The organism is Clostridium estertheticum subsp. estertheticum (assembly GCF_001877035.1).
GTDB classification, from domain to species: domain Bacteria; phylum Bacillota; class Clostridia; order Clostridiales; family Clostridiaceae; genus Clostridium_AD; species Clostridium_AD estertheticum.
In genome coordinates this window covers 3,436,569-3,450,526 of record NZ_CP015756.1, presented here as the reverse complement: position 1 = coordinate 3,450,526, position 13,958 = coordinate 3,436,569, and the positions used below count along the sequence as shown (strand labels likewise).

The following is a 13,958-nucleotide window of genomic DNA, read 5'->3' as shown; positions in this document are numbered from 1 at the left end:
GCGGTTTATATTTAGGGACTTAAAGTAGTTACATTGGGTATAATATTGTTAACATATATTTGTAAGGAGTTGTTGTAGCTATGACTAAACCCGATACCATTAAAGAAAAGCAAAAACCTAATAAATTAATTAATGAAAAGTCTCCATACCTTTTGCAACATGCATATAACCCAGTAAACTGGAACCCATGGGGTGAAGAAGCCTTTGCTATAGCGAAAGCTGAAGATAAACCAATCTTCCTTTCAATCGGCTATTCAACTTGTCATTGGTGTCATGTTATGGAAAAAGAATCCTTTGAAAATAAAGAAGTAGCAGCAATACTAAATAGATATTTTATAGCAATAAAGGTTGATCGTGAAGAACGACCAGATGTAGACAGTATTTATATGTCTGTATGTCAGTCTCTCACCGGTAGTGGTGGATGGCCATTAACAATTTTTATGACTTCAGATAAAAAACCTTTTTATGCAGGTACCTATTTTCCTAGGGAAAGCATGCGTGGAATGCCAGGGATAAAAGACGTACTAATTTCTATTGCGGAGCAGTGGAATGAAAATAAAGAGAGTATTATAGAATCTAGTAAAAAAATAGTGGAGCATATAAAAAAGAATGATGTTTTTGTTAAACCTGGAGAAATGGGTGAATCTGAAATACATAATGCATTTAGTAGCTTTGAAAGTGTTTTTGATGATAAGTATGGTGGATTTGGAAGGTCTCCAAAATTCCCAGCTCCTCACAATTTACAATTTTTATTGAGATATTGGAAAAATTACAATGAGCCTAAGGCATTAGAAATAGTAGAAACAACTTTGGAAGCAATGTACTCAGGTGGAATTTTTGATCATATTGGTTTTGGATTTTCAAGGTATTCCACAGATCAGAAATGGTTAGTGCCTCACTTTGAAAAAATGTTATATGATAATGCACTTTTAGCACAAGTATATATTGAAGCTTTTGAAGCCACAGGTAAAAAATTTTATAAAGAAGTAGCTGATAAAATATTTACTTATATATTAAGGGATATGACTTCAAAAGAAGGGGCTTTTTACTCAGCCGAAGATGCTGATAGTGAGGGCATCGAGGGGAAATACTATTTGTTAACGAATGAGGAAGTAGCTTTAGTTTTAGGTGAGGAGAGTTATAAAATATATTGTGAACAATATGATATTACTAAGAAGGGTAATTTTGAGGGACGAAATATTCCAAATCTTATTGGAAAACAAAGTAGTACTAATATAGATGAAAAAGTAAATATAAAATTAGAAGAAATGAGAGAGAAGTTATTTGAATATAGAGAAAAAAGAATACATCCTTATAAGGATGATAAAATATTAACTTCATGGAATGGACTTATGATTGCAGCTCTTGCCTATGGTGGAAGAGTTTTCCAAAATGCGAGTTATATAAATGTTGCAGAAAAGGCTATGAATTTCATATTAAGTAAGATGATTAATGATAAAGGAAGGTTAATGGCTAGATATAGAGATGGTGATGTTGCCCATTTAGGTTATTTAGACGACTATGCTTTTACGGTTCATGCTTTAATTGAATTATATGAGGCTACTTTTAATGCAGTATATTTAACCAAGGCCATAGAACTTAATGAAAATATGATTAAACTGTTTAAAGATGAAAAGCAGGGTGGATTGTATTTATATGGTGTTGACGGCGAAGAACTAATCTCAAGACCTAAAGATATATATGATGGTGCAATGCCATCGGGAAATTCTGTAGCTACATTAAACATGTTAAGACTTGCTAGATTAACGGCTAATACTAAATTACAAAATGAGGCCGCTTTACAATTTAAAGTTTTTGCGTCAAAGGTTAAAACTATAGAAAGTGCTCATGCTTATTTTATGACAGCGTTACTATATAGTACAGTACCAGGAAAGGATATTATAATCTCTGGAGATGAGAATTCAGGCGGAACTAAAACTATGATTAAAGAGATTAATAGCACTTATCTTCCTTTTGCTACAGCAGTATTAAATGCCGGTGATGGAAGTCTAAATTCTATTAATTCAGAGTTGGCTGCGCATAAGCCTTTACTGGGGAAAACTACTGCTTATATTTGTGAGAATTATACATGCAGGGAACCTATTACTAATCTACAAGAATTTTATGAGTCTATCAATGAGTGAAATATTTAGAGGGAATTAGTAACTATAAATTGTATATATAAAATTTAAAAAATTGACAAATATGTACTCTTAGGGATATAATAAAGCTTAGTATCGAGTAAATTTATAATTACTAAATTCTGTGAAGAGGACAGTACTTTCCTATTAATCTTAAAGCGAGTAAGGAGATAGTGTAAGCCTTATAAGATATAGGAAGTTAGATAGGTAACTATTTAACAAAATTAATGATACATTAATTTTAGGAAAAGAACCTTGGAGAAGCTGCCTGAACTAGTTAAAAGCAACAATTTTTGACTCTTATAGGGTAAGTCGCTAATTAGCGTTAAAATATTGAGTGGACTGTATAGTCAATCAGAGTGGTACCGCGGAAATATAACCCGTCTCTTTATTTAGAGATGGGTTTTTTGTTATATTACGATATACATGAGTTTTAAATTAGTGATAATAATTATTATGAAGCAAAATGCATAATAGGAGGGATAACAGTTAATAATTGTTATCTATCCTAGAGCAAAACAGGAGGGGAATTTTATGGATTATAAAAAAACAGTTGCGCAGAGGATTAAACAATTGGTGGAGCTTGACATAGAAACAATAGAAAGTTTAATTGAAATACCACCAAAACCTGAAATGGGGGAGTTTGCTTTTCCGTGTTTTCAATTATCGAAAGTTATGAGAAAAGCACCGAATATGATAGCTAAGGATTTAAAAGAAAAAATAGAAAAAGACGGTTTTGAGAAAATAGAGTGTTTTGGTCCTTATTTAAATTTCTTCCTAGACAAAGGGGCGTTTATTAAAAATACAGTAGAAAAAATATTAGATGAGGGAGATAATTATGGTTCATCTAAAATTGGTGAAGGTAAGAATATAGTAGTAGAATATTCATCACCTAATATTGCAAAACCGTTCCATGTAGGACATTTATTCACTACAGTTATTGGTAACTCATTATATAAAATATTATCTTTCGAAGGATATAATTGTACTGGAATTAACCATCTTGGAGATTGGGGCACTCAATTCGGTAAACTTATTTATGCTTATAAGAACTGGGTAGATGAGGATGCTTTAGTTAGCGAGCCGATTAAAGAACTTTTAAGAATTTATGTTAAATTCCATGAGGAAGCTGACCTTGACCCAACTCTTAATGAGCAAGCAAAAATGTACTTTAAAAAATTAGAAGATGGTTGCGACGAGGAAGTTGAGCTTTGGACTAAATTTCGTGACGTAAGTTTAGTTGAGTTTAAAAAACTTTATGAAACACTAAATGTTAAATTTGATTCTTATGCTGGTGAAAGTTTCTATTGTGATAAGATGGATGACATTATTAAGGATATAGATGCAAAAGGACTACTAGTTGATAGTAATGGAGCTAAGGTTGTAATGCTTGATGAATACAATATTCCGCCATGCATAATTAAAAAATCAGATGGAGCTACAATTTATGCAACTCGTGATTTAGCAGCAGCGACATATAGAAAGAAGACTTATGACTTTCATAAAAATATTTATGTAGTTGGAAAAGATCAAGCTCTTCATTTCAAACAAGTATTTACTACTTTAAAGCTTATGGGAAACAAATGGGCAGATGATTGTGTGCATGTACCTTTTGGTACAGTAAGATTTGCAGATAAAAAATTATCTACAAGAAAAGGTGATGTTATTTTCCTAGATGAGTTATTAAATCAAGCGGTTGCTAAAACCCTTGAAGTAATAAACGAGAAAAATCCTGAACTTGAAAATAAAGAAGATGTAGCTAAAAAAGTAGGAATAGGTGCTATTGTATTTACTTATTTAAAAAATCATAGAGAGAGAGACATTGTTTTCAATTGGGAAGAAATGCTTAGCTTTGATGGAGAAACAGGTCCTTATGTTCAATATACCTATGCAAGAGCAAAAAGTATATTAAGAAAAGTTGAAGAGACTAGCAAAAACAATGAAACTGATATAGAGCTAGATTACAATAAATTAAATTCTAAAGAAGAATTTGAACTTGTGAAGCAGTTAGAAGGTTTCCAAAAATCAATCCTGTTTGCTATTGATAAATTAGAACCATCTATGGTTACAAGATACGTAATTGATGTAGCTAAAGCTTTTAATAAATTTTACAATCAGTATAATATATCTAATTTGAAAGATGAAGCTGATAAAAAAGCGAAAATTAAAATGGTAGAAGCTACTTGCCAAGTAATTAAGAACGCATTAGGACTTATAGGTATAGAAGTCGTAGATAGAATGTAAGATTAAACAACCAGTTATTGAATTTTGAGTTATTGTAATAGTTACCTTATTGTAGCATTTGCAATAACGCAAATTTTACTGTATTATTAGATTATAGAAAAATGTAAAACTTGTTTAGGATTACGTAGCAAATAAAAATACATTTGCTAAACAAATAAAAACACATTTGTTATAATGTATGCTTTTCTTTTTTTATAGATTAGGGGGAACTATGTTCATAAAAGAATATCAAATTAAGGTTATTTTACCAGACGAAATTTTCAGCAAATACAAGATGGGTACTATTGCATATTTGGATATTGAAGCTACGGGTTTTGATCTAGAATATGACAAAATAGTACTAATATCTTTAGGGTATTACTTAAGCGAAGGTGAATTTAAAATTGTTCAATATTTCGCTGAGTCACCAAGTGAGGAAGTGAATATTTTAAAAGAATTTACGAAAGCTATGGGTAAGTTTAAAAGGTGGTGTTCCTATAATGGTACAGCATTTGATGAACCTTTCATAATTAGGAAGATGTATAGATATAATTTCGGCTATAGATTACCAAGGGATCACATGGATTTGTATAAGTTTATAAGACCATTTCACAAAAGAATGGGAATTAAGAGTTGTAGTTTAAAAAGTGTGGAACAGTTTATTGGTATCAAGAGAAAAGATGAAATTAACGGAGCAAAGTGGGTTGAATTGTATAATGAATACCTACTAAAACATGATGAAAAGCTGAAAGAGATTCTTATGCTTCATAATTACGAAGATGTTGTAAATTTGCCTGAAATATTTAAGGTAGTTAACGTTATCGATAATGATTTAGATCTATTGAGAAAAGAAAAATTAGCTAAAAAACAAATGTCTCTTATGAAGAATAATATAAACACAAAGCAGCCACTAAAAACAGTAAGTGGTAGGTTATAAAAAAAGTGGTATAGTACATTTATGTACTATACCACTTTTTTATTCGATTTTGTTATCTTTTTTTATTAGATGATTTTACTTCACAACTATGGTTACAGCCTTTACAGCCATTTCCACAGCCACAATCACCATGTGATTGTTTCTTTATATTAGTATATAAGATATATCCAGCTGCGACAACGATCACACCAACAATAATGAATTCCACGGCTACATCACCTCTTTATATTTTATATTACCTCATTATTATGCTTCCAACATTAAATATTATGAAAGAAACTACCCAAGCTAATGTTAATTGGTAACATACAGAAAAAATTGCCATTTTGTTTCCGTATTCTTTTTTCATAGTTGCAATTACTGATACACAAGGAGTGTATAATAATACAAAAACTAAGAAACTATAAGCAGATAGTGAAGTAAAATGATTAGCTAAAGAATGTGTTAAATTACCACCATATATAACACCCATGGTTCCTACAACTACTTCTTTAGCCATAAGACCAGTTAAAAGTGCTACTGAATTTTGCCATGAGGCAAATCCAAGAGGAATAAATATTGGATTTATAAATTTACCTATACTAGCTAAAAAACTAGAGTTTATATCAACCATACCTGTAGTGTTAAAGTTTGATAAAAACCATACTAATACGGAAATAGAAAAGATTATAGTACCAGCTTTCTTTAAGAAACCTTTACCTTTTGCCCAAGTATGTATTAATAAGCTTTTTAGTTCCGGTAATTGATATTCAGGTAATTCTATAATAAAAGGTTCTTCGTCTTTCCTGAATAATGTGTTTTTAAATAAAATACCAATTCCAAAGGCTATACCAATTCCCATTAAGTATAATGAAAATACCATTAGGGTTTTGCTTCCTGGAAAAAACACTGATGCAAACAATGCATAAACTGGAAGTCTAGCATTACAAGACATAAGAGGTACTAAAAGCGCTGTTAACTTTCTATCTTTCTCACTTTCTAGAGTTCTAGCAGACATTATAGCAGGCACAGAACAACCGAAACCGACAATTAAGGGGATAAAAGCTTTACCTGATAAACCCATTCTCCTCATTAATTTATCCATTATAAAGGCAGCTCTTGCCATGTAACCACTATCTTCTAAAAATGAAATACCTAAGAATAGTGCTAATATAACTGGCAAAAATACTATTACTGAACCTACTCCACCTACGACACCATCAATTAGTAGAGAAGAGAACCAAGCGCTGTTATTCGATAATATATTAGTTAAAAATGGTACAATAATATCATTAAGCAAGCTATCGAGCAAATCAGCCAATGGTTGTCCAACCCAGTTAAATGTAAACATAAAAATTATAAATAAACTTAGGAAAAATAAAGGATAAGCAAGAATTCTATTAAGCACGATTTTATCTATTTTTTGTGTAATAGAAACTTTATTATTTTTCTTTTTATTAGTGCAGGATTTTAGTAAAACTTCAATGTACGAATAAGTTTCTTTTTCATCTTTGAAGTCTAAATTGTTTGTGGTGTTACTAACATAATCCCCTTTAAGAAGACAATTTTTAACATCTAAAATTCCTTTTCCCTTTGAAGCAACTATTGGTATTATCTTTACTCCTAGCTTTTGCGCTAGTAGAGTATAATTAATATCCAAACCATTAGCAATTGCTACATCAATCATGTTTAATACTAAAATTATTGGTTTGTTAAACTTCTTTAATTGAGTTGTAAGATATAAATTTCTATCAAGGCTTGATGCATCAACAATATTTATAATTACATCCACGTTACCGCTTTGTAAAAATTCCTTGGAAACTTTTTCTTCATTTGAATAAGTATCCATGGCATAAATACCAGGTAAGTCGACGATTTTAATCTTATTTTCTACGAAGCCTTCTTTTTTTTCCACTGTTACTCCAGCCCAATTCCCTACATATTGGTTAGAACCTGTAAGGGCATTAAATAGAGTCGTTTTACCAACATTAGGATTACCTAATAAAGCGGCAGTAATCATTCAAATCCTCCTTTAGATAACTTGGGTATAATATTTACGATTTTAGTATAGATATATTTTTAGCGTCATTCTTTCTAATGGCTATATTAAAACCACGTAAATTAATAATTATAGGATCTCCTAAAGGTGCAGTAGCAATTAATTTAACTTCGGTACCTTCAATGAAGCCTAATGCGAGTAATCTTTTAGCAAACTTGTCGTCCCCGCAAACCGATTGAATTAGTGCTTTATCTCCTGGCTTTAAATCATAAATGCTTATAACAATCACTCCTTAATGAAAACTATTCTCAATAATATACTAACATGGTTCTATATTAGTGTCAATAAAGAACAAGAATAAAATTTATTAAATGTATAAAATGCTTTTATAAAATAGTTAAAATGTGATAACATGTAAGTAGAGCAGAGTTTTAAATTAGACATGTGCAAATTTACGGTTTTGCTTCTTAAAACTTAGTAGAAAAGAGTGATATTGTGATTACAAAACTTAATAGTATTAAGGTAGGAGATATTTCAGTAGAAGGCTCTCTTACCATGGACGGAAATAAACAACTCTTTAAAGATGCATTGTTTTTCGATTTAGAGCATTACATTTATAAAAAGCCTATATGTATTGGAGTATTTGGGTGCTGCTTTTATGATGAGATAACAAATGAGATAAAGGTTACGCAGTATATGGCAGAAAATAAAAAAGATGCTATAGAAATATTATCTTTAGCTAAAAATTATTTTGAAGAAATGAAGACTAAGTACAATAAAAAATACATTGTCACGTTTTCAGGGAACAATGATTTTACAGTTATAAACTATCTATTAAAAGCTTATAAAATAGACTTTGTATTAGAGGGTTATTTTGGAGAAATAGATTTACAAAAATGTTTTGAAAAGGCAGAGGGAACTTGCATTGGTCTTAAAGCTCTAGAAAAGATATTTGAGATTGATCGAGAAAGTGAAGTAATAAGTGGTTCTAATTTAGCAAAAACCTTTAGTAAGATAGTTAAGGATAATGATTATATCAATAGAATGCCCCCTGAGAAGAAAGAAAAAATACTATTATATAATCAACAGGATGTTGTAAGTTTATTCTATATATATGTAGATTGGTATAATAGAGTAGGGTTAAAAATGGAGGAAGATGAAACACAGTCTGACTGTGATGAAGCACAGCAATAGCTGTGTTTTTATTTTTGTAATAGCAAGTATAAATTATCCATACGCTTATTTAATTGAACTCTAAACAATGAAAATATGTTTGGAGTAGTAATAAGGAATACTGTAACTACTTTCGTAATAATTTATATAAAGGGATTAGCAAAATATAGAGGGAGGAATCATATGGAGCAAGTTAAGAAAAACATTGATGTTGCGATGGGAAGAATAAAGGCAGATTTGGTGCTGAAAAATGCAAGGTTTATTAATGTATTTACGCAGGAGGTAGATAGAGGGGACATTGCGATTGTTGCTGGTATTATTATAGGAATTGGTGAGTACTCAGGGAATCTTGAAATTAATTGTTCAGACTTATATGTGGCTCCAGGTTTCATTGATGCACATGTTCATATAGAGTCCTCTATGATCATGCCAAAACAGTTTGGGGAGGTGGTAATTAAAAAAGGCATAACTACAATAATAGCAGATCCTCATGAAATAGCTAATGTTGAAGGAATAGAAGGTGTTAAAGCAATGATTGAAAGCAGTAAAGAAGCACCAATAGACATATTTTTTATGTTACCATCTTGTGTTCCGGCCACAAAATTTGAGGATAGTGGGTACGTACTTAATGCTGAAGACTTAAAAGAGTTAATTGACAATAATTGCGTACTTGGCCTCGGTGAAGTAATGGATGTTCCATCAGTTGTAAATAAGGATGATGAATTACTAAAAAAAATAGATATGGCAAAAAATAAACATATTGATGGTCATTGTCCTAGTATATCACCTAGTGGGTTAAATGCATGTATCAGCTGTGGCATAAAGACAGATCATGAGTGCAATAATGTAAAAGATGCATTACTAAAAGTTAGTAGAGGAATGTATGTTATGCTAAGAGAAGGGTCAGCTGCAAAAAACCTAAAGGCCGTACTTCCATCGGTTAACAACCGTAATTACGGAAGATTTTTATATTGCAGCGACGATAGGCATATAGATGATTTATTAGAAAGAGGTTCTATAGATAATTGTATTAGACTTTCCATAAAGCAGGGACTTAATCCTATAAAGGCGTTTATAATGGCATCATATAATGCAGCTAAGTGTTATGATTTGCATGATAGAGGAGCTATAGCTCCAGGGTATAAAGCAGACCTTGTGATATTTGAAGAATTAAAGGGTTTGAATATATTAAAAGTTATAAAAAACGGTAAAGAGTATAAAGAATTACCAGATAAAAAACGTTCTAAATTAAATATAAAATCTTCTATGCATATGGAGTTCATTAAGAGTGAAATTTTTAAAGTTGAAAGTAGAACGCCCACCGTAAATGTAATAAAGTTAATTCCTAATTCATTGGAAACTAAATTGGTGCAGAGAAAAACAGCAAATGTAGATGGCTATATAAAGAGAATAATTGACAAAGATGTATTGAAAATAGCTGTATTTGAGCGTCATCATAATACAGGCAAGCATTTTACTTCATTTATAGAAGGATTAGGTTTGAAAAATTGTTCAATAGCACAAACTATAGCTCATGACTCTCACAATGTAATAGTAGTTGGAGACAATGAAAAGGATATGGAGGTTGCAGTTAATACGCTTATTTCTATTGGTGGGGGGATAGCAATGGTTTCGGAAGGAAAAGTTATCGCTCAGTTAATTTTGCCAATTGGAGGAATAATGACATTTGAGGCTCCATATATGGTAGCAGAGAATTTAAAAAGACTTAGTAGAATGGCCAGAGCTTTTGGAGTGAGGCCCGAATATGATCCTTTTATAAGTTTATCTTTTATGACACTGCCTGTAATACCTGAAGTTAAAATTACTGCTAGAGGATTGTTTGATTATAACAAATTTAGGTTTATAAATTCTGATGTTGAATAAGAAGGCTGGTAACTTTAAATAATCATTTTTATAAACTGAATACAACTTACTCTTTCTTGGCAATAATTGAGATAAATCAATTGTTGTAAGGAGGAGTATTTTTATGTCAAATATTTTAAAGCGGATTCCCAAAAACAAGACGAATAAAATTAAAAGAAAAGGATTTACCTTAATTGAGCTTATAATTGTAATCTCAATAATTGGGATTTTAGCAGTAATTACGGTGCCTAAGTTTAGTGGGGTACTAAAGGATGCTAAGGTAAAGGCAGATATCGCTAGTGCAAAAGTTATTGCTGATGCCACATATGCACTTATTGCTAAAGATAGTATAACTAAAGCAACTTATGAAAGTCCAACTCCTGTAGGTAATGAAATAAAAGCATATATGCAAGTATCACCGGCTGTTAAGGCAGTTGCTAATGGTACGTTTTCCGTAAAAATTGCAACTGATGATAATGTTGAGGTTTCAGTTGGAGACGTTCAGTTGTATCCTACGCCTGAGACTGGATACGGGAATAAATAAACTTATAGTGGTGACTGTCACTTGTCGAAAACTCTTGTCGAAAACTACGACTGAAACTGAATAATCTAAATGTCTAAAGTTATTATAACTTTGGACATTTAATCTTTTTAATGCTTTTATTTGCATATATATGGTAAAGTTATAATGGTAATAAATACAATAGAGTTAGAAACTTGTATTTAAATATAAAGTTCAAATTTAAGGGGGTTACATCAATGGAAAGTATCATAGGAATATATATTTTTATATTAGGACTATTAATAGGAAGTTTTTTGAATGTATGTATATATAGGATACCAAGAGGAGAAAGTATATCATATCCACCTTCTCACTGCACATCATGTGGAAAAAAAATAAAGCGTTATGATCTAATACCGGTAATTAGTTGGATATTTTTAAAGGGTAAATGTAGGAACTGTGGAGAGAAGATATCTATAAGATACGCATTGGTAGAACTTATCACAGCTGTACTTTTTATTTTAACTTATTTTCAATATGGATATAGTATTTACCTTGTAAAATATTTAATACTTATACCATTTTTAATAGTTATAGCTATGATAGATTACGATACTATGGAGGTTTATGCCACGACTACATGGCTCGCAATAGCTGTAGGTATCATTTCTCTAGGAGTGAATTTATATCTTGGAGAACCAGTAATTGACTATATATATGGGGGTTTACTGGGTGCAGGTATCATAATTTTTATTATTTTAATATCAAAACTTATTTTAGGAACAGAGGGCATGGGTTGGGGAGATGTAGAAATTTGTGGTCTTTGTGGACTGTTTTTAGGATTTAAGCTAACGTTTGTTATGATATTTTTTTCTTTTATAATTGGAGGAGTAATTGGTGTTTACTTATTGAAGGTTAAAAAGAAAAATGGTAGATCTGAAATGGCATTTGGTCCATCTATTATAATGGCTACTTTGTTTATGATAATTTGGGGAGATAAAATTTTAAATTGGTACCTAGATACATTTTATAAATATTAACATGGAATCTTTTAGACTCGCTCAAATAGCTAGAGTAATTGATAGGTTACCATGAATGTCTATATTGGCTAATTTAATTATAAGTTGTATAATAAGACATAACAGAATTAGTTATGAAGGGTTGATAAAATGCACAATATATTGCACAGAATTAAAACTAAGCTTAAGAGAAGATATATTAAGCCAAAGCGGAGTGATTATCTTCAAAAGATTTATGAACGAAATCCTACTACAGGAAATTACGTTATACAGGTAGGGATAGATAAGTATACTGATATATTTAATGACTGGGATAATGCCCCGTTTAGAAAAAGAGATATGGATCCGGATTTAGTGATTTTTCTTGAAAACTGTTTTGAAGAAATTCCGGAAAAATACGGAGTAGATATATGTTTTTATTTACCCAAAGGTGGAAAAGACATAAGCCGAGAAGAATCATTAATTGCAGGAATTAAAACTTACTACTCCTTTTATTTACATCAAGAAATTAAAATACTAAAGAATAATTATCATAAGATATTTAAGTATGTACTAATAGCCCTTAGTCTATTAGGTGTATCTGTTTTTTTAGGCTCAAGTGGCGATAAAAATATAATACTTGGAACCATACAACAAGGATTTAACATAGGTGGATGGGTATTTTTATGGGAAGTTATTTCGATGGTGTTTTTTCCTGGACGTGAAGTTAGTTCTGAAATTAGTAAATACCAAAGATTTTTAAACTCATTAATTTATTTCAAATATGGTAATGAGAATTCATAACCATAATAAATAATAAAACTCTATGAAAATACTTCATAGAGTTTTATTATTTGGATCCATTTTTATCTATAATTTAAAGGCTTCATCTAAAAACGTGTATTTTGGAAGACCGTTTTCTATTGTTATTTTTGGTTCGCCCATAATCAATGGAAGTGTGTACTCATAAGCATCGCGAGTTACATTGTTACCTTCTTCGTTTATCCATTCCTTAGGGAAGTATTTAATTTTGTTTGCAACTTTTGAAGTTTCAAGTGCAAAAGTTTCTGAAGTATAAGGGGCATTTGACAGCCTTCTTATACCTATCATGTTTCCGCTAACTCCGTGAATAGAGTACTGCGCTGCGGATTTTCCTACTTCAAAGGCTTCATCTATATCTGTTTGAGAAGCACAGTGCATAGAGCAACGTTGAAGTGTGGAGAGTTCTAAAACTCTAACTTTCTCTGCAGTATTGGTGTTTAAAATTAAATTTTTAAGGAAGCCACATACTCCACCTAACTGAGTGTGTCCAAATTTGTCATGACTGGTGCCTTCCGCTTCACCTATAAATTTACCTTCTTTAGTACGGATTCCTTCAGATACTACCACAAAAACATGATTTTTTTGAGTGAGTTTTTTAGCTACATCTTCTATAAATTTATCAGGACTGAAAGCAATTTCTGGTAAATATATGAAATCTACAACAGGATTACCGTTAATAGTTGCTATGCAAGCACTTGCCGCAAGCCAACCAGTATCGCGTCCCATAGTTTCAAGTATGAAGACTCCTTTTGGGGAATATACACTGGCATCTAGGAAGTTCTCAAGAACTGATGTGGCAATTAGTTTAGCTGCACTTCCAAAACCTGGTGTATGGTCCATAATTGGTAGGTCATTATCTATAGTTTTTGGTATGCCAATAAATTTTACATCTTTATTGTGCTTATTTGCATAAATACTAAATTTATGCACAGTATCTTGAGAATCGTTTCCACCTATATAAAAGAAAGTTTTAATTTCGTATTCTTCTAATATTTCAAAAATTTTTATATATTCTTCATTGTTTTCTTCAAATGATTTTAACTTATACCTACACGAACCAAGACCTGAAGAGGGAGTATACTTTAATCCTTTAACTTCATCGTAATTAATGTCAGATAGGTTTACAATATGTTTGTTTAGAATACCTTGAATCCCATTTATTCCGGCATACACGTTATCATAATAATGAGAGTTAATGTTTGACTCAAGAATGCCTATAGCACTAGCATTAATTACGGACGTTGGACCACCTGATTGTGCCACTATACAATTTTTCATATAAGATTTCTCCTTTAAAAGTATTTAATTATAATAATTAACA

At 31.2% G+C, this 13,958-nt stretch carries 12 protein-coding genes; 8 read left to right on the top strand and 4 right to left on the bottom strand.

Annotation, left to right across the window (positions count from 1 at the left end; translation table 11 throughout):
• Positions 1 to 80: 80 nt before the first annotated feature.
• From A7L45_RS16205 to A7L45_RS16195, 3 genes are all read left to right on the top strand, one after another.
• Entirely contained in the window at positions 81 to 2,144 is a 2,064-nt protein-coding gene (locus tag A7L45_RS16205) for a thioredoxin domain-containing protein (protein ID WP_071613753.1), read from the top strand.
• A gap of 531 nt (positions 2,145 to 2,675) precedes the next feature.
• Positions 2,676 to 4,385, top strand: coding sequence for an arginine--tRNA ligase (argS, locus tag A7L45_RS16200; protein ID WP_071613752.1), 1,710 nt, complete (start codon positions 2,676 to 2,678; stop codon positions 4,383 to 4,385).
• Between the two features lie 211 nt (positions 4,386 to 4,596).
• On the top strand, positions 4,597 to 5,301 hold the full coding sequence (locus A7L45_RS16195; RefSeq protein ID WP_071613751.1) for a ribonuclease H-like domain-containing protein: 705 nt from the start codon (positions 4,597 to 4,599) through the stop codon (positions 5,299 to 5,301).
• 52 nt (positions 5,302 to 5,353) lie between these two features.
• Here A7L45_RS16195 and A7L45_RS16190 read toward each other — a convergent pair whose 3' ends face one another.
• Genes A7L45_RS16190 through A7L45_RS16180 form a run of 3 tightly spaced genes read right to left on the bottom strand, consistent with a single transcriptional unit; the run spans position 5,354 to position 7,559 of the window.
• Positions 5,354 to 5,509, bottom strand: coding sequence for a FeoB-associated Cys-rich membrane protein (locus A7L45_RS16190; RefSeq protein ID WP_084647492.1), 156 nt, complete (start codon positions 5,507 to 5,509; stop codon positions 5,354 to 5,356).
• Positions 5,510 to 5,536: 27 nt separating this feature from the next.
• Positions 5,537 to 7,300: a ferrous iron transport protein B gene (gene feoB, locus A7L45_RS16185; protein WP_071613750.1), complete on the bottom strand. Its 1,764-nt coding sequence runs from the start codon at positions 7,298 to 7,300 to the stop codon at positions 5,537 to 5,539.
• 34 nt (positions 7,301 to 7,334) lie between these two features.
• Positions 7,335 to 7,559: a FeoA family protein gene (locus A7L45_RS16180; RefSeq protein WP_071615015.1), complete on the bottom strand. Its 225-nt coding sequence runs from the start codon at positions 7,557 to 7,559 to the stop codon at positions 7,335 to 7,337.
• A gap of 215 nt (positions 7,560 to 7,774) precedes the next feature.
• Between A7L45_RS16180 and A7L45_RS16175 the strand changes: the two genes are divergently transcribed.
• The 5 genes from A7L45_RS16175 to A7L45_RS16155 all read left to right on the top strand — a co-directional run bounded on the left by A7L45_RS16175 (position 7,775) and on the right by A7L45_RS16155 (position 12,619).
• Positions 7,775 to 8,473 carry a ribonuclease H-like domain-containing protein gene (locus tag A7L45_RS16175; protein ID WP_071613749.1) on the top strand — a complete coding sequence of 233 codons (699 nt, stop codon included), beginning with the start codon at positions 7,775 to 7,777 and terminating at the stop codon, positions 8,471 to 8,473.
• Positions 8,474 to 8,635: 162 nt separating this feature from the next.
• Positions 8,636 to 10,336 (top strand): adenine deaminase, encoded by a 1,701-nt coding sequence (gene ade / locus A7L45_RS16170; protein ID WP_071613748.1) that lies wholly within the window; start codon positions 8,636 to 8,638, stop codon positions 10,334 to 10,336.
• Between the two features lie 103 nt (positions 10,337 to 10,439).
• Positions 10,440 to 10,859: a prepilin-type N-terminal cleavage/methylation domain-containing protein gene (locus tag A7L45_RS16165; RefSeq protein WP_071613747.1), complete on the top strand. Its 420-nt coding sequence runs from the start codon at positions 10,440 to 10,442 to the stop codon at positions 10,857 to 10,859.
• Between the two features lie 215 nt (positions 10,860 to 11,074).
• A complete protein-coding gene (locus tag A7L45_RS16160; protein WP_071613746.1) occupies positions 11,075 to 11,857 on the top strand; it encodes a prepilin peptidase in 783 nt (260 codons plus the stop codon).
• A 129-nt stretch (positions 11,858 to 11,986) separates the two neighbouring features.
• Positions 11,987 to 12,619, top strand: coding sequence for a hypothetical protein (locus A7L45_RS16155; protein ID WP_071613745.1), 633 nt, complete (start codon positions 11,987 to 11,989; stop codon positions 12,617 to 12,619).
• Positions 12,620 to 12,685: 66 nt separating this feature from the next.
• Here the strand turns inward: A7L45_RS16155 and A7L45_RS16150 are convergent, their stop codons facing one another.
• Positions 12,686 to 13,915: a 6-phosphofructokinase gene (locus tag A7L45_RS16150; protein WP_071613744.1), complete on the bottom strand. Its 1,230-nt coding sequence runs from the start codon at positions 13,913 to 13,915 to the stop codon at positions 12,686 to 12,688.
• Between the last annotated feature and the right edge of the window lie 43 nt (positions 13,916 to 13,958).